General features: G+C 30.4%; 18 protein-coding genes. 17 read left to right on the top strand and 1 reads right to left on the bottom strand.

What is annotated here, in order from left to right; all coding sequences use genetic code 11:
• Positions 1 to 15: 15 nt before the first annotated feature.
• From FIT70_RS04285 to FIT70_RS04205, 17 genes are all read left to right on the top strand, one after another.
• Positions 16 to 1,854, top strand: coding sequence for a hypothetical protein (locus tag FIT70_RS04285; RefSeq protein ID WP_139930814.1), 1,839 nt, complete (start codon positions 16 to 18; stop codon positions 1,852 to 1,854).
• Between the two features lie 73 nt (positions 1,855 to 1,927).
• Positions 1,928 to 3,040, top strand: a complete 1,113-nt coding sequence (locus FIT70_RS04280) for a DegT/DnrJ/EryC1/StrS family aminotransferase (RefSeq protein WP_139930812.1) — start codon at positions 1,928 to 1,930, stop codon at positions 3,038 to 3,040.
• Complete coding sequence (locus FIT70_RS04275) at positions 3,037 to 3,801, top strand: class I SAM-dependent DNA methyltransferase (RefSeq protein ID WP_139930810.1); 765 nt, start codon at positions 3,037 to 3,039, stop codon at positions 3,799 to 3,801. Before FIT70_RS04280 ends, FIT70_RS04275 begins: the two co-directional genes overlap by 4 nt.
• Entirely contained in the window at positions 3,791 to 5,029 is a 1,239-nt protein-coding gene (locus FIT70_RS04270) for a glycosyltransferase family 4 protein (RefSeq protein WP_189340837.1), read from the top strand. The genes FIT70_RS04275 and FIT70_RS04270 overlap by 11 nt, the downstream gene beginning before the upstream one ends.
• 222 nt (positions 5,030 to 5,251) lie before the next feature.
• Complete coding sequence (locus FIT70_RS04265) at positions 5,252 to 6,235, top strand: GDP-L-fucose synthase family protein (RefSeq protein WP_223257715.1); 984 nt, start codon at positions 5,252 to 5,254, stop codon at positions 6,233 to 6,235.
• Positions 6,232 to 7,326 (top strand): GDP-mannose 4,6-dehydratase, encoded by a 1,095-nt coding sequence (gmd, locus tag FIT70_RS04260; RefSeq protein WP_139930806.1) that lies wholly within the window; start codon positions 6,232 to 6,234, stop codon positions 7,324 to 7,326. Before FIT70_RS04265 ends, gmd begins: the two co-directional genes overlap by 4 nt.
• Before the next feature lie 17 nt (positions 7,327 to 7,343).
• The gene (locus tag FIT70_RS04255) at positions 7,344 to 8,999 is read left to right on the top strand and encodes an ABC transporter ATP-binding protein (protein WP_139930804.1); all 1,656 of its coding nucleotides are present in this window, start codon (positions 7,344 to 7,346) and stop codon (positions 8,997 to 8,999) included.
• 2 nt (positions 9,000 to 9,001) lie between these two features.
• Entirely contained in the window at positions 9,002 to 10,054 is a 1,053-nt protein-coding gene (locus FIT70_RS04250; RefSeq protein ID WP_139930802.1) for an N-acetylneuraminate synthase family protein, read from the top strand.
• A gap of 4 nt (positions 10,055 to 10,058) precedes the next feature.
• A complete protein-coding gene (locus tag FIT70_RS04245) occupies positions 10,059 to 11,399 on the top strand; it encodes a radical SAM/SPASM domain-containing protein (RefSeq protein WP_139930800.1) in 1,341 nt (446 codons plus the stop codon).
• Positions 11,387 to 12,385, top strand: coding sequence for an N-acetylneuraminate synthase family protein (locus FIT70_RS04240; RefSeq protein ID WP_139930798.1), 999 nt, complete (start codon positions 11,387 to 11,389; stop codon positions 12,383 to 12,385). The genes FIT70_RS04245 and FIT70_RS04240 overlap by 13 nt, the downstream gene beginning before the upstream one ends.
• Positions 12,369 to 13,160 carry a cytidylyltransferase domain-containing protein gene (locus tag FIT70_RS04235; protein ID WP_139930796.1) on the top strand — a complete coding sequence of 264 codons (792 nt, stop codon included), beginning with the start codon at positions 12,369 to 12,371 and terminating at the stop codon, positions 13,158 to 13,160. The genes FIT70_RS04240 and FIT70_RS04235 overlap by 17 nt, the downstream gene beginning before the upstream one ends.
• Positions 13,120 to 13,776 carry a glycosyltransferase family 2 protein gene (locus FIT70_RS04230; protein ID WP_139930795.1) on the top strand — a complete coding sequence of 219 codons (657 nt, stop codon included), beginning with the start codon at positions 13,120 to 13,122 and terminating at the stop codon, positions 13,774 to 13,776. The genes FIT70_RS04235 and FIT70_RS04230 overlap by 41 nt, the downstream gene beginning before the upstream one ends.
• Positions 13,754 to 14,905, top strand: a complete 1,152-nt coding sequence (locus FIT70_RS04225; RefSeq protein WP_139930793.1) for a hypothetical protein — start codon at positions 13,754 to 13,756, stop codon at positions 14,903 to 14,905. Before FIT70_RS04230 ends, FIT70_RS04225 begins: the two co-directional genes overlap by 23 nt.
• Positions 14,902 to 15,987, top strand: a complete 1,086-nt coding sequence (locus FIT70_RS04220) for an alkaline phosphatase family protein (protein ID WP_139930791.1) — start codon at positions 14,902 to 14,904, stop codon at positions 15,985 to 15,987. Before FIT70_RS04225 ends, FIT70_RS04220 begins: the two co-directional genes overlap by 4 nt.
• Complete coding sequence (locus tag FIT70_RS04215) at positions 15,984 to 16,721, top strand: glycosyltransferase family 2 protein (protein ID WP_139930789.1); 738 nt, start codon at positions 15,984 to 15,986, stop codon at positions 16,719 to 16,721. Before FIT70_RS04220 ends, FIT70_RS04215 begins: the two co-directional genes overlap by 4 nt.
• A 395-nt stretch (positions 16,722 to 17,116) precedes the next feature.
• On the top strand, positions 17,117 to 17,788 hold the full coding sequence (locus FIT70_RS06910; protein ID WP_189340836.1) for a glycosyltransferase: 672 nt from the start codon (positions 17,117 to 17,119) through the stop codon (positions 17,786 to 17,788).
• Positions 17,789 to 17,856: 68 nt separating this feature from the next.
• Complete coding sequence (locus tag FIT70_RS04205; protein ID WP_420897680.1) at positions 17,857 to 19,296, top strand: glycosyltransferase; 1,440 nt, start codon at positions 17,857 to 17,859, stop codon at positions 19,294 to 19,296.
• Here the strand turns inward: FIT70_RS04205 and trhO are convergent.
• The gene (trhO, locus tag FIT70_RS04200; RefSeq protein ID WP_139930783.1) at positions 19,281 to 20,204 is read right to left on the bottom strand and encodes an oxygen-dependent tRNA uridine(34) hydroxylase TrhO; all 924 of its coding nucleotides are present in this window, start codon (positions 20,202 to 20,204) and stop codon (positions 19,281 to 19,283) included. The two genes, FIT70_RS04205 and trhO, sit on opposite strands and share 16 nt — an antisense overlap.
• Positions 20,205 to 20,246 lie beyond the last annotated feature (42 nt).

Here is a 20,246-nt window from a genome sequence, read left to right as displayed (position 1 = left end):
GCTGGATTTTTAAAAATGGCCTTAAAAAAACCTTTATTAGGCTCGAAATATGAAACATTATTCATTACGAATAATATAAATAAAATTCTCGATTACGACAGCCATACAGCTGTCTTCCTTACAAATAATTTGTTATTTTCTAAGCAAGTAAATAAAGGCAAATGTCTAATTTATGGCGAACACGCAGATAGCTTAAATAAGTCTCAAAAGCAGACAAATGTAGTATATAAATTGATCAATGAAAAGATAAGGTCTTTTTGTAAACTTAATTCAATATATTATTTTTTTCTTAAAATTGAAGGTCACGCAGAAGGTGATAATTTTTTAAGTAAAATTCAAAATTATTTTTTTGACTTTAACTATTTAAAAAAATTACATACTAAATATAATTTTGATACTGTTGTGCTTGATTCCCTTGATATTGTTGAAGTTGAGTCTGTAATTAATTATTGTACTGACGCAAAAATAGCAATCAGGTTCAAAAAATTCCATTTCTTGAACTTACTGAATAAAATTAAGAAAAAAATGAAATTATATTTTTATGATTTTAGATTAATTTTATTTTTTATATATCGAAAAATTCTTTATGTAGGATCTCATGCTTATAGTTTAGCTAAATACGATGTTGCTATTCATCAAAATAGTGTTTTAGAGAAGCATTTTCGCCCCTCAATTGCATTGTCGAAAGCACTTAAATTTGGCAAGCGCAATGCACTGATAATAATTTGGAATCCTAGAGAAAAATTTAATATTTATTCAAATTATGATCACCAATATTACTTAATCAATGACGTATCACTCACAAACCTAATAGGCGCTTTTAAACAAAAAATAAAATTATTTCATTTTGTTTATACGAATTTAAATTTTTTTGTTAGCGATATTGCATTACCAGAAAATATTAAGGATATTGTAAAGAAAGAAATCATTTTTAGCGTTCATATGAATCTTTTTTCTCACATGTTATTCAGGATGGCTCTTGCCAAACTATACACTAAAAATGTTTTCAATTTTGTTAGGCCTTCCACTCAGTCACTTAACTATGGTCAGATCACTTTCGATTTGTCATCTAAAATTTATAAAGATACAATATTTTTTATGAATTATGATTTTAATGTTAATTTTGATTTTATATATCCACTTAGTGAAATTAGGAGAATAAATGAAAAATTTAATGTATTAAATCTTGCTAACAATCGATATCATCATAAATACTTAATTAATGTTAGAGGTAGCAAGAAAACTATTATTTTAGGTTCCATAATGAGATCGTTGATTGAGAAAAAAATGTTGGGAAATAGCGCCCTTAGTAAATCGTTAGAACTGGATAAAAATTTAGTTTTTTCTCGCATAAAAAATTTTAAGATGAAAATTTTTTTTGTTACCAATGAGATTTTAAAAGGATTTTATTCTTACAATGATTTTAATAGAACTTTTATTACATTAGTTAGGTTTCTATCTCAACATCAAGACGTATGTGTAATTTTAAAAAAACGCCCATCCAGAACTGATTTTTTATTTAATTATTTGAATAAACAAAAATTAAATAATTTCTTTTTTTTCGAAGACCATATTGATCCTTATGATATCTTGAATTTTTCAGATTGCATTATTTCTAAATTTACTTCGCTTTTAGAGGAGGGATCAATTTTTGGTAAGGTGAGCATTCAGGTGGATTACGAAAATGAATTCGATTTTTATAGCAAAAACGTTACTAAGGTAACTGATTCAGAAGTCCTTTACGAGTATTTATCTTCAATTTACAGAAATTTAGATAAATCAAATATTAAAAGAAAAAATCATATTTTAAATGTACTGCACCCCCCCTTGATTTCCAACCTTGATTTGATCTAAATTTGCGCAAAAACTCTACTTGTTAATTATAATACAGCTGAGCTACACGATAATTATTCTAAAGGAGTAACTTATTTTTATCCCTGTAAATAGACCTTTATTAAATGGCAATGAGAAAAAGTACCTTAATGAATGTATTGATTCGGGATGGATCTCTTCTGAAGGCCCCTTTGTTGAGCGTTTCGAGTTAATGTTTGCCAAGAAAATAGAAAAAAAATATGCCATTTCAGTTTCTAATGGCACAGCCGCTCTGGATTTAGCAATTGAAGCATTGGGAATAAGTGCTGGGGATGAGGTAATAATGCCATCGTTTACAATAATTTCATGCATAAATCAAATTATTAGATGCTCTGCTGTTCCTATTTTGCTCGACTGCGATCCATTTACCTTCAATATGAATGTTGAGGAGATTGAGAAAAAGATTACAAAAAAGACTAAAGCTATAATGGTAGTTCACATATATGGAATGCCAGTAGATATGGATCCAGTCTTAAGATTAGCTAAAAAATTCAATCTTTTTATTATTGAAGACGCTTCCGAGGTTCTTGGACAAGATTATAAAGGTAAGCCATGTGGAAGCTTCGGAGACATTAGTACTTTTAGTTTTTACTCAAATAAGCACATTACCACTGGAGAGGGTGGAATGGTTGCTGTCAATAATAAGGCCCTTGCTGACACATGTAAAGGCTTAAGAAATTTATGTTTTAACCCAAAAAAAAGATTTGTTCATAATCGCTTGGGTTGGAATATGAGAATGACAAATATCCAAGCAGCTGTTGGTGTGGCCCAGCTAGAGAGAATTGAGGAATTTATTAAGCGTAAAAGAGACATAGGGAAAAGATATAATAAGCTGCTTAATGGCTTACCCAATATACAGCTCCCAGTAAAAAAAAATGAAATTGCTGAAAATATTTATTGGGTATTTAGCTTAGTAATTGAAAGAGCAAATCCAATGACTGCTGAAACAGCAATTAAAAAGTTTTTTGCCAAAAACATTGGATGTAGACCTTTTTTCTATCCCATGCATATGCAGCCAGTTTTGAAGAAAAAAGGATTCTTTAGAAATGAAACATTCCCTAATTCAGAAAGTCTTTACAAGCATGGTTTTTATATTCCAAGTGGATTAGGCATAACTGATAACGAAATTGAAATTGTTGCAGATGCAGCCTGGGAGATCTTTAATTGAGCTTCTTGTTTAAGAAATATGCAGACTATTATGATTTGATATATAGCCACAAAGATTACAAAAAAGAAGTAAATTATCTCAATGCGATTTTAATGAAGCTAAAAGTGAAAACAAAAGCAAATATTCTCGAATTGGGTTGTGGAACTGGAAAGCATGCTGTTGAATTATCAAAATTAAATTATTCAGTTCATGGAATAGATATAAGCAAAGATATGGTGCGTTTGGCCAAAAAACAAAAAACCCTTAAGCTCAATTTCGAGATTGGTGACGTCAGAAAATTTCGAAGTCTTATGTTATTTGATGCTGTAATTTCTCTTTTTCATGTCATAAGCTACCAGTTAAATTACTACGATCTTTTAGATACGTTCAAAACCGCAAACATCAACCTAAAGAAGAATAGTTTCTTTATATTTGACTGTTGGTATGGTCCTGCCGTTCTTAGCCACCCGCCAAAAATAAAATATAAACATATAAAACAAAAAGATTTTAAATTAACTAGAGTTGCTTATCCAAACTTACTCCAAAGAGAGAGTGTCGTTGATGTGGAGTATAAAATAAGAATTACCGATAAAATTTCTAAAAAAAATATCGATTTTAATGAGGTGCATCGTGTCCGCTATTACTTTAAGAGTGAAATTGAGTATTTTCTAGAACAAGCCGGATTTAAACTCATGGAAAATTTTGAGTGGATGACCTCAAAACAACTTTCCGAGAAGACTTGGGGTTCTTGTTATGTTGCGAAAAAAATTCGTGAAATATAATCATCGCCCCATAGAGTTAGCTGTTTTCTTCGATCAGCCATTGCATTCGGGTGGAGGATTTCAGCAATCTATAAATATATTATTCGCTTTAAGAAAAATACCAAATAAAGTTGCTAAAGTAAAAGTAATTACAAATTCTAAATTAAATGCCGAAATTCTTTCGGATTACGGAATAGATGCTCAAGTATTAAAAATAACTTTTTTTGATAAATTTATTATTAATATAAGAAATTCCTTTCTCAATAAAAGAATTTCGAAAACCATCAAATATTTATTTGGTTACAATAAATTTGAAGATTTTTTTATTAAGAGAAAAGTTGATTTAATTTATTTTATTTCGCCATGCAGATATTCAGAATATTTAGATGAGATTAATTTTATCTTAACCGTTTGGGATTTATGTCACATTGATCATCCAGAGTTTCCAGAGGTTCGGGAACATAAGGAATTTGAAATTAGAGAGAACTATTATAAAAAAAGTTTAAAAAAATCTATTGCTGTGATTGTTGAATCTGAAATTGGGAAGCAAAAAGTAATCGAACAATATGGTGTTAAACCCGAGCGATGTGCAATTATTGATCTTTTTCCTTCAAAAGCAATTTTGAGTGAGAATGCTTTAGTGAAAATAGAAAAAATGATTGATGTAAGAAAAAAATTTAATGTAAAGTATCCATATATTTTCTATCCTGCTCAGTTTTGGCCCCATAAAAATCATAGCTATCTCTTAGAAGGTATTAAAGTTCTTGAAAAATATTACAATAAGAAAATTAGTGTTATTTTTTCTGGTTCCGATCGCGGTAATATGAATTTTATAAAAGAAAAGGTTGCAAAGTTAGATTTGACTTCTAGGGTTCATTTTATTGGATTTGTAGCTAACTCAGAAATAGCATCGATCTATCAACAAGCCATTGCGTTAGTAATGCCTACATATTTCGGGCCGACAAATATACCTCCATTAGAAGCATTTTACTTAGGTACTCCAGTTTTATATTCAAATCTTCCTGAGTTCAAAACCCAGGCTAACAAAGCGGCTCTGTTCATGGACCTCGAGGATCCAAAATCTATGGCCAAGCATTTAAATTTACTCCTTCGAGATAAAAACAAGCGTAAAGAACTTATATCTCTCGGAAAATTAGAGGTTAAGAAATATAGAATAAGTAATAATGTAGAGTCTCTTATCTTAATCATCAAGAAATTTTCTAGAAAGAAGGCTGCATGGTCCTTTTAATATTGTATTAATAAAATTGATATAAATATTTATGAAATTTTATTCGATAATTTTTTTTCTTTTTTTTTGGGTAACCTATATGGCTTCTTTTCAAGCAAATTTTACAAACAAAAACCCTAAATTTATTTGAGAATATATATATATTCTTAACTTTTTAATGGGATAAATAAGTTATGGAAATTCAATCTTGTTTATCTATAGTATAGGTAGAAATATCGAGACATGATGACTGACAAAAACGATAATAAAAAAAATAAAGCAATTTATATTTCTGGACATGAAGGAATGGTTGGTTCATCAATTCATAGAGTATTAATAAGGAGAGGCTATAAAAATATTATTACTGTAAGGCGCTCTGATTTAGACTTGGAGGATCAGCAGCAAGTGAAAAATTTTTTAGGTTTGCACAAACCAGAAGAGGTGTATTTGTGTGCTGCTCTTGTAGGTGGTATATACGCTAACAACACTTTTCCTGCTGATTTTATTTATAAAAATTTAATGATTCAATCGAATGTAATTCATTTCTCAATGCTGCATTCTGTCAAAAAACTTTTATTTTTTGGTTCTAGTTGTATTTATCCTGCAAATCTTGACCGACCTATAAGAGAGGAAGATTTACTTAAAGGAAAGCTAGAAGAAACTAATGAGCCTTATGCCATTGCTAAAATAGCGGGTATTAAAATGTGCGAAAGCTATAATCGTCAATTTGGTACTGATTTTAGATCTGTTATGCCGACTAATCTTTATGGTCCTGGCGATAATTATCATCCTGAGAATTCACATGTTATTCCAGGTCTTATTAAAAGATTTCATGAGAGCAAAATTAAAAGTACGAAAGAAGTATCAATTTGGGGTTCGGGAAGTGCACTTAGAGAGTTTTTATATGTAGATGATTTAGCTGAGGCATCACTTAAATTAATGGATATAGAAAAAAAAGAATTCAACACGTTTATTTCTCCAAATCAATCACATATAAATGTCGGTTATGGTGAAGACATCGATATCGTTAGTTTAGCAAATATCATAAAAAAAATAGTTGGTTATGAAGGAAAAATTGTTTTTAATAGTAAGATGCCGAATGGTACAGAGAGGAAGCTCTTGGACTCTAGATTAATAAAATCTTTAGGCTGGAATCCTAGGGTTAATCTGGAAGATGGATTAATTATGACCTACAAATCTTATCTAAAAGAAAGTGGTTTTATATGAAGAAAAAAGTTGCACTCATAACTGGAATTTCTGGGCAGGATGGTTCTTATTTGGCTGAATTTCTTCTAAAAAAAAATTATTTAGTCCACGGTATCAAAAGAAGATCAAGCTCTTTCAATACAAAAAGAATTGACCATCTCATTGAGGGACCTGCAAGTGAAAATTTTATTCTGCACTACGGAGACCTTACTGACAGCTTATCTTGCGTGGACATTATAAGGAAAGTTTGTCCTGACGAAATTTATAACCTGGGTGCGCAAAGCCATGTAGCAGTTTCTTTTGAGGTTCCAGAATATACTGCTAATGTAAATGCTTTAGGTCCGCTAAGGATATTCGAAGCTGTAAGAATGCTGAGTATGGAGAATTCGGTTAAGATTTATCAGGCATCCTCGTCTGAACTTTTTGGCCTTGTTCAAGAATCTCCTCAAAAAGAAACCACGCCGTTTTATCCGAGATCGCCTTACGCAGTATCTAAACTTTTTGCATATTGGATCGGAGTTAACTATAGAGAGTCATACCAGATGTTTATTGCCAATGGAATTTTATTTAACCATGAGAGCTCAAGAAGAGGGGAGACTTTTGTTACTCGCAAAATTACTAGAGGGTTAGCGAATATTGCATTTGGAATTGAAAAATGCATCTATCTTGGTAATTTAGATGCAAAAAGAGACTGGGGTCATGCAAAAGATTATGTCCGGATGCAATGGCTTATGCTTCAACAAGAAAAACCTGTTGATTATGTAATATCAACTGGTAAACAATATAGTGTAAGAGATTTTATTGTTGCGAGCGCAAAAAAAATTGGATTGGAGTTGGAGTTTGTAAATAAAGGGATTAAAGAGGAAGGTAAAGTTGTAGGGGTAGATAAAAAAATAGCCCCCTTCATAAGTAAAGGAGACGTAATTGTAAAAGTGAGCGCTAAATATTTTAGACCATCGGAAGTTGATACTTTATGTGGGGATTCGTCTAAAGCAGCAAAAGATTTGAATTGGGTACCTGAATTTGATCTTGAACTACTCATTGATGAAATGATATCTAATGATTATATAGAAGCAAAGCAACGCTTGGTCTTAAAAGATGCTGGCTATTAATTTGAAATAAGAGACAGATGAAAAATTATTTTTTAATTTTATCAAAGTTCGACTCTATACTTAAAGGGTATATATACAAAAGCATATACAAAGTTTTATTTCTTACAGTTCTTTACGGTTTATTTGAATTACTTGGGATTACAATCCTCATACCAACTGTGAAAGCGATTTTCTCTAACGAGCAATTTATTTTTTTTGGTTATGAAATTGAGTTTCAAGTAATTTATATTCTTTCTTTCTTATTTTTTCTAGTTAAATTCATATTTAATGATCAATATATAAAATATTATTATAATTTTATTTTTTATATAAACAAAGAATTACACTCTAATTTTTTCAGCAGAATCGAAAAATCAGATTACATAAATATAATTAACTCTAACAAAAATTCGTTAAAGTCAATTATTAGCAATGAAATAGATAGCGTTACTCATCTTTTTTTTATGCCATTCCTTCAACTTATTTCAGATTTTATTCTTATAGCAATTTTATTCATACCTCTTATTTACATGGGTTTTTATCCAGTACTGATAGCCAGCAGCACACTTTTATTATTTTACCTTTCGTATAAGCATTTATACTCAGCCAAATTTATTGAGTTAGGAAATTTAAGAAGGTTGAGTGTTCGAAAAAAAAATAGTTTATTTAGTGACTTCCTGGCTTTTCTTAAAAACGTAAAGATTAATAAAATAAAGTTATTTAATGTTGGTTTAAATAACTCAGTTGAGGAATCTGCTAGGTTATCAATTAAGCTGCACAGAAGCCAATCCAATATCAAGGCTGGCATCGAATTTGTTGTTGTTTCAATTATATTAATATTTTCTTATTACCTTATTTCTCATAAAGAAAATTTTAATGATCTGTCGTATGTATTTATTTTTTACACTTTGATTGCCCTAAGAATTTCGCCTGTATATTCGAGGTCGATTTCACATATTAATAACTTGAAGTTTTCAGTGGGCACATGTGAAGGTTTGATTAGTAATTTTCAAAGATTTAATTTTTCGAGAGTAAATTCGAAGGTTTCTATGATAAAAAAATCCTGGAATACGATCGAATATAAGGATATTTTTTTCCGATTCCCGAATAAAAAAAGTGAAATCGGGCCTTTTAATTTGAAAATTCAAAAAGGTAAGACATACTGTATTTTAGGCCCAAGTGGATCTGGAAAAACTACATTAGTGAATATAATTGCTGGCTTACTTAAGCCAGAGTCTGGCAGTATTATCGTAGACAAAAAACCCTATAATTTGAATTTTAATTTTTTTCCAAATGAGGTTTTTTATTTGAGCCAGGATACATTAATCTTATCTGATACATTGAGAGCGAATATTACGCTTGATAAAAATTTTCCACGTAAAGGGGATAAATTTTTGCTGGGTTTGTTGAAATCTGTTAACCTAACATCAGTATCTCTCGATGATCATCTTAATATTGGAAAAAAGGATTTGTCCGGAGGAGAAAAACAAAAAATTAACATTGCTAGAGCCTTATATCTTGAGCCAAAAATATTAATTTTAGATGAGCCGACTAGTTCTCTGGACAAAGAAAGTGAGTTTAGTGCTATTAAATTAATTTTAAAATCGAGCAAGATTGCTACTGTAATTCTTGTTACTCATAATAACTTCCTTGCTAAATATTTTGACTATATTATTAAAATTAAAAAAAACTAGTTATGACTTACCTTAATTTTCTAGAATCCTATACTGACAATTATGTTTTTGTAATTGCTGAAATTGGTGTCAACCACGAAGGCTCTATCAAAAAAGCGAAGAAAATGATTGACCTAGCAAAAAGTGGCGGGGCTGATGCAGTCAAATTTCAAACGTATACTGCTAACAAATTAGCTTCGAAAAATAGTCCGTCATACTGGGATTTGTCAAAGGAACCAACAAAGTCTCAATACGAACTATTTAAAAAATACGATAATTTCACCCATGAGGATTATAGAGAGCTCTTTGAGTACTGCAAATATAAGGAGATTGAGTTTTCTTCTACCCCTTTTGATATTGATGGAGTTGACTTCTTAGACACTTTAGTAAGTTTTTTTAAGGTTTCCTCTTCTGATATTACAAACCTGCCACTACTTAAGGCTATAGGTCAAAAATCGAAACCTGTTATTTTATCTACAGGGGCTAGTAATTTAAATGAAGTTTTAAGTGCTAAGACTATTCTAGAAGAAAATGGTGCGCCAAATGTTGCACTTTTACATTGCATTTTAAATTACCCAACTGACTTCGAAAATGCTTCCCTTAGAGGCATAAATTTACTCAAGGAAAATTTTATAGATTGCTTGATTGGTTATTCAGATCATACAATTCCAGAAATGGACGCATTTACTCTAATTAGTTCAGTTTCCATTGGTGCAAGAATAATAGAAAAGCATTTCACTTATGATAAAACTCTTCCTGGCAATGATCATTATCATGCTATGGATGTTACTGACCTCATTATTTTAAGAAAAAACATTGATAAATTCTTTAGTATTTATAACCCAAATTTTTCTATGGAATTTAGAGCTTCTGAGTTACTTTCCATTAAAAATGCAAGAAGAAGCCTGGTTACAAACTGCAAAATTTCCAAGGGAATGACTATAACTGAATCTATGCTAATTTCTAAAAGGCCAGGAACTGGAATTTGCCCGATGAAGCTTGAATCTGTAATTGGGAAAAAAGTAAAAATTGATTTAAGTGAAGATCATATTATTCAATGGCAAGATCTGGAGTAGATTGATGGAAAAAATTAATTTATATAAGCAAAAAATTTTAACAGGCTCGTCAATTGTTTCAAAAAATACCACTACATTTGATCGTGAAAATTTTATGGTTGAAAATATGTCTGAAAATCTTGCCTTCAAGACTTTTATGACGAAAAATTCTGCTAATTTTAATGAGGCATTAAATTTATTTAAAAATAACTTTATTACTTATCGTAAAAATTGGAAGAGACAGCCCGCAGATCAAATTAACAGAATTCATAACCCAGAAAAAGTTCAGAATATTCCATTGTGTGTTGATATTGAAACTGCTGCAATTTGTGATTTAGCTTGCCCTTTTTGTTATCGAGAGTCACTAGCTACGCCAGATAAAATTATTTCGGATGAGCTATGTTTTAATGTTATTGATCAGGCTGCAGATTTGGGAGTTCCATCTCTAAAATTTAATTGGAGGGGCGAACCCCTACTAAATCCAAGATTGCATGAGTACATAAGGTATTCAAAAGAAAATGGAATTATTGATACTATTATTAATACCAATGCCACTCATTTGGATGAAAGAAAATCTCATAGTTTAATTAATTCTGGCCTCGACCATCTTATTTATTCATTTGATGGCGGATCGAAGGAAACTTATGAAAAAATGAGGCCTGGCAGATTTAAGTTTAATAGTTTTGATGATGTTTATGAAAATATTAAAAATTTTAAAAAGATTAGAAGTGGATTGGGGGCTAAGTTTCCTACGACAAAAATTCAAATGATTCTCACAGATCAAACCTCAAGTGAAATTGATAGTTTTTTTAAATTATTTTCTAATTATGTTGATGACGTAACTGTTACTCAATACACAGAAAGAGGCGGCGAAGTGAGTCATTTGTCTGAATTTGATTTACAAAATTATCAAAATCTTTGCAAAAAGCATAATCTTGTTAATAATCCTGCCTATTTGAAAGATCCAAGTGGTATTTTATTTGTGGCTAATAAGCGCAAGCCATGTGAGCAACCATTTCAGAGGCTTATGGTGACATACGATGGCAGAGTTTCTATGTGCTGCTATGACTGGGGTTCGATGCACCCTGTTGGCTTCATTTCAGACAAGCCTTTTGGGGACCCCCATAAAGATAAATATATAGTTATTAAAAGCATAAATGAATCCAAAAAGGGCTTTGACTTAATGTCAGGAGTTAAGCTACCTCCTGTTTTTAACAAGCCATTGGAAAAAATTAGCTCCTTAAAAGACATCTGGAATGGCATGGAAATTAATAAAGTAAGACAATCTCATATCGAAGGAAATATCGATAAAATAGAGGTTTGCAAGGGTTGCTCATTTAAGGATACTTATGAATGGATAAATTAAATGATGTGCCGAAGATAATATGCGAAATTGCTTCATCCCATGAAGGAAGTTTTTCTGCCTGTTTGCAACTAATTCGATCTATTAGTAGTATTGGGGTGGAATTTGTAAAGTTTCAAATTTTTGATACAAGTGAACTAGTTGCAGACTCTGTAGTTAACTCCCCCCTGAATTCGATCTACATTAAACCTAGCGACTGGGATTTACTAATTCATGAAGCGTCGAAATGTAATTTAAAGGTTATATGTGAATTCTATGACGAAAAATCAGTTGGGCTTATAAACAACCACTCATTAATCTATGCCTATAAAATTCCAACATCTGATATAAATGACTTTTCACTTATACATAAAATCTATTCATATAATAAGCCAGTATTTATAGGTGTGGGTGGAGCCGTTATAGATGAAATATATATTCTAGCTGAGCACCTAAAACAATATAAAAACAAAACTATTTTACTACACGGATTTCAAAATTTTCCAACGCAAATTGATGATGTTAATATTAGTAAAATTAAATGGCTGTCCGATACATTTAAATTTGATGTTGGATATGCTGATCATACTGATAGCAACAACAAACTTAGAGATATTCCGTGCTTCCTCGCGCTTGCTTTTGGAGCGTCATATATAGAAAAGCACATATCACCAGATAGGTTTTTAAAAAAATCAGACTATCATTCCGCCCTTAATATCGATGAATTTAAGATTTTCATTTCTGACATAAAAAATGTAGCAGAGATGATGAAAATGAGTGAATTTAATTTATTAGATCCTGCTGAAAGCAACTACAGGGAAAATATGAAAAAATTTGCTATTGCAAAAGAACATATTGAAAAAAACCAGCCATTTAGCCTTGATAAAATTGTTTTTAAAAGAACATCGAGCCCTGGGCTTGCTAGAATAGATTTTTCAAATAAAAACTACAAAGTTTTTCTAACTACATTAAATGCTGGACAGATGATTTCTAATGAAGATTTGGGATAATTCAGTTGTTTTAATAGCGGTAAGATTGAACTCTAAGCGCCTTCCTAAAAAAGCAATTAGAAAAATTAATGGAGAGCCATTAATTTCTATTCTTATTGGAAATTTACTAAAAGTAATTCCAAGAAAAAATCTTGTGATTTGTACTTCAAACTCCCCCGAAGATCAACAACTGTCAGAGTGGTCAAGAAAATATAATATTGGGTTTTTTTCTGGGAGCAGGCTTGATGTTATGAAAAGGTTTATTGATTGCGGTTTAAAATTTAATGCCGAAACAATAATCAGGGTCACAGGTGACAACCCTCTTACGGATCCTTACTTAATGCAAAGTATGTTAAAAAGTCATCTTTATCTAAAGAGCGATTACACTTACACAGTAGATTCGCCAATAGGAACTCGCTCTGAAATTATAAATCTCAAGGCACTTATTAAAGCTCATGCAAATATCAGAAGAAAAGATTGTACGGAGTACATGACATACATGCTAAAAAGACCCGACAAACTTCTAGTAAATAAATACAATTCTAGAAAAGTAAAAAAAATATTTTCAAATCTATCATTGACTATAGATACTCCTAAGGATCTTGTTTTCATAAAAAAAGTCTTGGCTAATTTTGATCCCAAGACAAATAATCTTAATGCAATCCTGAATTACATAGATAGTAACAAAGAAGAATTTTCCGATAGATTTATAAAACAGAGTAATATAACCTTACCTTCTCGTTTTTTATATAAAAATGAAAAATCCGAAAATATCAGTTATTGTCCCAGTATTTAATTCTGAAAAATATATCGGGAGATGTATTAGATCGATATTAAATAATAAAATTAATCCAGAATTATTTGAAATAATTATTATTAATGATGCAAGCACAGATAATACCAAAAAAATCCTAGAAAAATATAGCGAAAGTATTGAGTTAATTGAACATGACAATAACCTTGGTCTTCCAGCAGCATTAAATGCTGGAATTTTAAAAGCAAAAGGTCAGTTTATAGTGAGAGTTGATTCCGATGACTATGTCCATGAAGATTATTTGTATATCTTAATGATACATCTTCAGCTTAATAATGATATTGACGCATTTGCTTGCGATTATTTACTAATTGATGATTTACAAAATGTATCAGAAAGAAAACGACATGAAGAATTTCCTATTGGATGTGGAATCATGTACAGGGCAGATAAGCTTATTGATATTGGGCTTTATGATACCAACTTTTTATTTAGAGAAGATGAGGATTTGAGAATAAGATTCAAACATAAATATCGAATTGGCTATGTAAGCCTTCCTTTATATAAATATCATATTCATGGAATGAACATGACGCTTAAAAAAGAAAAAATGGAAAAATTTACGGAATTATTGATTGAAAAACACAAAAGCAAGTAAATTTAAAAAAAAAATTAAGTTTTTTTATCACGAAATAGTAGCTACATATTTAATAGCTCTGTTTGATGATTTGGCCTTATTAATACATGAGAATTACTTCGTTAATATTTTGTTGATAGGAAGTACTTCTAGGAATGAGCTTTCCTATAAATATTCAAAAAAAGGAATAAAATTCTATAGTGATATTGAATTTATTGTTTTATATCCTTTTTTTCTAACCAAAATATTTAAAACAAAGCTTCTAAGAGTTTTAGATAAACACAATAATGGGCTATTAAGTTACAGCCCTTTCTTTGAGATTGATTATGGATTTTATTCAATTTTTAAATTGCTAATGTCACCAAATTCTATCTGGAAATATGAATTATCCGTAAATGGAATTTTACTGGGAAAAAATAATATATTATTAAATCATTTTTTTAAACAAATAAATATCAATAATCTCTCTTTAAACTCTGTAAATGATTTGATTTATGTCAGGCTTTGGCACTCATTAAGATTTATAAGTGAAAAACAAACAAAAGAAAACCTAAACTTTATGATTGCGAGAAACTGCCTGGATGCGCTAACTATTTTTCTTCCAAACCAAGGCATACTTAGATCTTCGTACAAATCAAGAAATGACTATATAAATACTCATCGATATGATTTCACAACTAAATATAAGAACATCTTTGTAACCGCTTTAGATATCAAATTAAATATAAAACATCCATTGAATAGCCCAATAAAATTGAGTAATTTTCTTGAGATGTACAAAGATTTATTACATGAGATTGAGCATAAAAAAGATAGTCAACAATTCGATATTCGCTATAGATTTAGATTTTTTTTGCTCAAATTAAGAGCTTTTCACCTAATTTTTCAGCAAAAACCAATAAACTTTAGGAATAATTTGGCGCAACTTTTGATAGATATGCATACCTTTGTTATTGCAAAAAAGCAATCAGATGTTAAATCTAAAGAAACGCTATTAAACATCATTAAAAATCATAATCTAATTTTTAAAAATAAATTATTAACTAAAAATCGAAGCTCTTATGAAATTTACATGCAATCATATAAGAACCTCGAGAGTATTTTTTCCTGCATATTATTTAATCCAAGTAAAGAAAGGTTTACACATTGAATCTTTTGATATTTATTGACGGCTTGTCGTTCAAAAATTCAAGAAAACTCTCTCTGATAAATACTTTTAAAGTTAAAAAGGTGATTCCAGGAGTTGGTTTTAGTAATAATATTTACGCTGAGATAGTTACAGGTAAAACACCAGACGAAATTGGATATTTCAATGAGTGGTCATTATGTAGATTTCCAACCTCACGGAAAGTATCTTTTTACAAATTTCTCGACTATTTTAGAGGCATTAAGTATCTGAATCTTGCCATACGTTTATTTTTAAAAAAATGCGGCTTTAATTTTTTTAATATACCCTTTTCATATTTTAATATGTTCCAATCAAATGGACCCCATCATTTTAGCTTTTTCAAATCGCCAAATATAATTAAAGATTTTAATTTCTTAATTTCAGATTCCTCACAGATAAAAAAAAGTGTTGGCAAAAGAGATTTGATTGCTATTAATAGTTTGTATAAATCATACTCAAAAAATACTTTCTTATCTCTTGTTGATCTTGATAATATTTCTCACATATACGGCGTTAATTCTAAGCAGTATGACTCCCATTTAAAGCTTCTTGATTTTCACTTGTTAAGGCTTATTAATTTTTTTAAAACTAATAAGCCATTAGAATCTTTAAATATTTTTATTTTTTCAGATCATGGAATGTCGAATGTTACAAAAGTTCTTGCATTAAATGTTGAGCATATTTTTGGTAAACCTTCTGACTTTACCTATCATTATTTTATAGATTCTACCTTTATTAGATTTTGGACATATGACAAAGTATTTCATTTGGACATCCTTAAATACCTTAAAGGGTATAAGTATGGAAAAATTATTAACAGACAGGAGAGAAAGACTTTTGGAATTACAAATAAAGACTTTGGCGATATTATATTTAGGCTAAATGAAGGAATGATGTTTGTACCGAATTTCTTTGGTGTTCGAGCATGTAAGTCAATGCATGGATATTCTTCGTATAGTGAGAATCAGGCAGCGTTCATCGCAACGAACGCTAATGTGAATTTAAAGTATATTAAATATTCTAGAGATCTATATAAATTCTTTAAAAATTATTTAATACTATGAAGTTTTCAATAGTTACCCCAGTTTTAAATGGTCAAAAATATATAGAAAGAACCATTAGTTCTGTGGTAAGTCAGAATTATAAAAATTTTGAGTACATAATTATCGACGGAGTTTCTAGTGACGATACAATAAAAATTATCGAAAAATATACTCATCTTCCTTTTATAAAAGTTATTTCAGAAAAAGACAAAGGTCAAGCTGATGCTCTCAACAAAGGATTTTCATTGGCCACTGGCGATGTCTTATTTTGGTTAAATTATGATGATTTTTTTGTCGATGAGAATATATTATTTAAAATTAATAATCTCTTCGAGTCACATAATTATGATTTCATTTATGGTAATGATATTCTCGTTAATGAAGTTGGAGAATATATAAAAGAGAGATCATTTATTGGTATGAATACTATGAAATTAGTTTATGTTAATAGTCTCTCTCAGCCAACTTGTTTTTTTAAAAAGAATCTTTTTGAGAGATATAAATTGAATACTGATTTAAATTATTCTATGGATCTTGATCTGTGGATTCATTTCATGCAAGATAACTCTATTAAAATGCATCATGCTAATTGGGTTGTGTCATGCAATAGAATTCATAAAGAACGAAAAATGGTCAAATTTGAATCAAAAGCGAGAAGTGAAGCATTAAAAGTAAGACTTGCGGTCTACGGTGATAATAAACTTTATTATTATATCAAAAGCTATTATTTTAGATTGGTAAACTTTTTTTTATGAAGTTTTGCATACATGCAACTAATATAAACGGATTGGGAGCAGTTGTTTTATGTAGGGACATTATTAGTTTGATGATTTCAGACGAAAATCTTTTCAGGGTGTATGTTTCGCAATCACTTTTTGATTCACTACCAATCGAACTTAAAAAAAATAAAAAAATTTCAATTTTTAGGAGACACTTCCCTAATTATATTTCTAGATTTTTTGAATTATTTTTTTCCCGTTTTTTTTTTCAGCCTCTGAATACTATTGTGCTGGGAGACATACCAATTAACTTAAAAGTTAAGCAAAATGTTCTTGTTCATAACCCTATTTATTCGGAATCTTTTTCAGATTATCCAATAAATCTTTCAAACTTGATTAAAAAACTTCTTTTTTTATTTTTTGTCTCTAAAATGAGTACACATATAAAAAATATTTATGTTCAAACGAGGGTGATGAGATCAGGCCTTACCTTGAATTTAAGTTTCTTAAGAAAAAAAAGCCAATTATCCTTATTGGACAATCCTCTTAGCTTAAATTTTATTGCGAAAAGGCCTGCTATTCTTAATGCTAGATTATCTTTTAAGCATCGACGGCCCAAAAAAGCGCTTACTCTGCTATATCCATCTGCATTCTACTTACATAAGAATCATGATTTCTTGAAGTTTTTAGATTCAGATAAATCTTTAGATTTATATATAGATAAGATCATACTTACAATTGATCCTGATTTAAATCCAGCCCCAAGATCTAGATTAATTCAATGTACTGGTGTTCTTAGTTACAATAAAATACTCGAGTTGTATCGCTCTATAGATTGTATTGTTTACTTATCTCAAAAAGAATCATTAGGCCTTCCATTAATTGAAGCCCAATCACTAGGCATTCCTATTATATGCCCTGATCTGCCTTACTCTAGGGAGGTATGTAAAATCGGTACCTTTTTTTATCAAAATGAGAATATTGATGATTTTAAGAGGGTAATCCTTGAGGTCTTTAGTAACAACTTATCTCAATTTTCTCCAGCTTACTTGGCAGATAATTCATGGCAAGTTTTTTGTAGCAAGTTAAAGGATTTTAATTGAACACAAGGTTTTCAGTTATTACTATAACCAAGAATTCCGCATCTACAATTGAAGATACATTACTTTCATTGAAAGATCAGTCGTTTAGGAATTTTGAGCATATTGTTATAGATAGCGCGTCAACTGATGGAACTAAAGAAATTGTTAGTAAATATAAAGATGTAATCTTTATTTCTTCTAAAGATAGAGGAATTTACTTTGGCATGAACAAAGCTTTTTCAATAGCAAAAGGAGAATTTATAGTCTTTCTTAATTCAGATGATTGGTATTATTCTTCAGACGTCTTAAAAGAGGTCTCTTTAGGTCTTGGTGAAGAAGTTGATGCGCTTTTTGGGAATATATTTATTGTAAATAATTACTATCCTTTTAGAGTTTTTAGAAAGTGGATAAATTTACGTTCACATCTACATAGTAATAAGATACTTCCGCTTAATATCCCACACCCAAGTTTTTTTGTTAGAACCTCACTTATTAAAGAAGTGGGTATTTTTGATACGAGATTTAAAATTGCTGCAGATTATGATCTTATCTCAAGAACAGTCGAAGCTCTAAAGCCTAGCAGATTTGTTTATTTGAATAATTTTACAACCGTCATGAGAGATGGCGGAAAAAGCTCAAAAAATATTTTTGCAATATTTACTTCGAATAGCGAGCTTTTATTTTCAGGTAAATACAGCATATTAAGTATATTGAAAAAGATATCTAAAAAAATCTATCAAATTCAATTTAACTCTAACCAAATTCTTCCTCCTAGTTTTAGTTTGTTATCGCAAGAGACGAGTGATTTGTCAGTTTCAGTTGTTTATTTTGATACTCCAATGGAAATTTTTCTTAAAACTATAGAATCTTTGTTGAATAGCAAAGGTTTGAGATTATCAATTTTCATAATAAATAATAGCAAAAAAGTATTACCTAAGGAGATTTTGGGCAATAAAAAAATTCATGTTTTAAATACACATGCAAATATAGGATTTGGAAGTGCTCATAATATTGTCATTTTAGGTTCTCTGAATTCAAGATTTCATCTTTGTCTTAATCCTGATGTTTCTTTTGAACCAAATTTATTAAAGAGTATGATTTCATCTTTTAATTGGGAGAGAATTGGTTTTCTTATACCGGCCATAAAATTTTATAATGGTAAGCATCATTTTTCTTTTCGACCTTTTCCTGGTTTATTTGATTTTTTTAAGAGTAAATTTTTTAAGTATTCAGTAAAACACTCACCAGGATTTTACCCTGTCGAGTGTGTTAGCGGATGTTTTTTGTTAGCCCAAACAAGAGACTTTCAAAAGCTAGGTGGTTTTGATGAAAGATTCTTTCTTTACATGGAGGATGTCGATATTTCACGACGAATGCATAAGTTAAAAAATAATTACTTTTCATCACAATTTTCTATAGTCCATCGATTTGAAAGAGGGTCATCAAAGTCTATAAAATTATTTTTGATACACCTTAATTCTTTTTTAAAGTATTTAATTAAGTGGAAATTTAATTATGATCCTATATGATTAACCCCTCGTTTTTTAGCTAAAATTACTTGTTTTTGTCGCTCAGTAAGGCTTTTGAGTTTTTCAGAGGTGTGTTTGTTATAGCAATGAGGACAGGATATGCCAGGGGTATATTTATCACTCCTTATATCATCTTCAGATAATGGATACCGACACGCATAGCACTGATCATAATCACCTATCTCAAGCCCATGTTTAATTGCAACTCTTTGGTCAAATACAAAACACTCGCCTTGCCATAAGCTCTCTTCTCGTTTCACTTCTTCTAAATATTTCAAAATACCACCTTCTAAATGGTAGACCTCATCAAAGCCTTCACTCATCATATAAGAAGAGGCTTTTTCACAACGAATACCGCCGGTACAGAACATGGCGACCTTTTTATGCTTCTTAGGATCAAAGTGCGTTTTTACATATTCCGGAAATTCACGGAATGTATTGGTTTTAGGATTAATGGCATTTTTAAAAGTCCCAATCGCGTATTCGTAGTCGTTACGTGTATCGATCAACACAACTTCAGGATCTGAAATAATGGCATTCCAGTCTTGAGGCTTCACATAAGTACCAACTATTTTTGTGGGCGAAACTCCGGGAACTCCTAAGGTCACAATTTCTTTCTTTAATTTAACCTTCATGCGGTAGAAGGGGTGTTTATCCGACCATGATTCTTTATGGCCTAGATTTTTAAAATGACCTTCAAAAAGCGGATCGGTTTTTAAATAATTAAGTAACTCACAAATCGCTTTTTCAGATCCAGCGACGGTGCCATTAATCCCTTCATCAGCTAAAAGAAGGGTACCTTTGATATCGTGCGACACACAAAAATGTAAAAGTGGTTCACGTAAAGTTTTAAAGTGAGGCAGGCTCACAAAATAGTACATCGCGGTGGTTAAATAGGTGTGTGACATCAACGAATTGTTATTTATTAATTCTTTCAAAAATGTTATTTT

This window comes from Candidatus Methylopumilus universalis, assembly GCF_006364435.1.
In the GTDB taxonomy this organism is placed as follows: Bacteria; Pseudomonadota; Gammaproteobacteria; order Burkholderiales; family Methylophilaceae; genus Methylopumilus; species Methylopumilus universalis.
The sequence above is the reverse complement of the archived record's forward strand: the minus strand, read 5'-3'. Positions and strand labels throughout refer to the sequence as shown.

Coding starts and splice junctions, on each gene's coding strand:
- FIT70_RS04265 (WP_223257715.1), top strand. CDS start 5,252: ATGATGACTGACAAAAACGATAATAAAAAAAATAAAGCAATTTATATT.
- gmd (WP_139930806.1), top strand. CDS start 6,232: ATGAAGAAAAAAGTTGCACTCATAACTGGAATTTCTGGGCAGGATGGT.
- FIT70_RS04215 (WP_139930789.1), top strand. CDS start 15,984: ATGAAGTTTTCAATAGTTACCCCAGTTTTAAATGGTCAAAAATATATA.
- FIT70_RS04235 (WP_139930796.1), top strand. CDS start 12,369: ATGAAGATTTGGGATAATTCAGTTGTTTTAATAGCGGTAAGATTGAAC.
- FIT70_RS04245 (WP_139930800.1), top strand. CDS start 10,059: ATGGAAAAAATTAATTTATATAAGCAAAAAATTTTAACAGGCTCGTCA.
- FIT70_RS04285 (WP_139930814.1), top strand. CDS start 16: ATGGCCTTAAAAAAACCTTTATTAGGCTCGAAATATGAAACATTATTC.
- FIT70_RS04240 (WP_139930798.1), top strand. CDS start 11,387: ATGGATAAATTAAATGATGTGCCGAAGATAATATGCGAAATTGCTTCA.
- FIT70_RS04250 (WP_139930802.1), top strand. CDS start 9,002: ATGACTTACCTTAATTTTCTAGAATCCTATACTGACAATTATGTTTTT.
- FIT70_RS04230 (WP_139930795.1), top strand. CDS start 13,120: ATGAAAAATCCGAAAATATCAGTTATTGTCCCAGTATTTAATTCTGAA.
- FIT70_RS04255 (WP_139930804.1), top strand. CDS start 7,344: ATGAAAAATTATTTTTTAATTTTATCAAAGTTCGACTCTATACTTAAA.
- FIT70_RS06910 (WP_189340836.1), top strand. CDS start 17,117: ATGAGTACACATATAAAAAATATTTATGTTCAAACGAGGGTGATGAGA.
- trhO (WP_139930783.1), bottom strand. CDS start 20,204: ATGTCACACACCTATTTAACCACCGCGATGTACTATTTTGTGAGCCTG.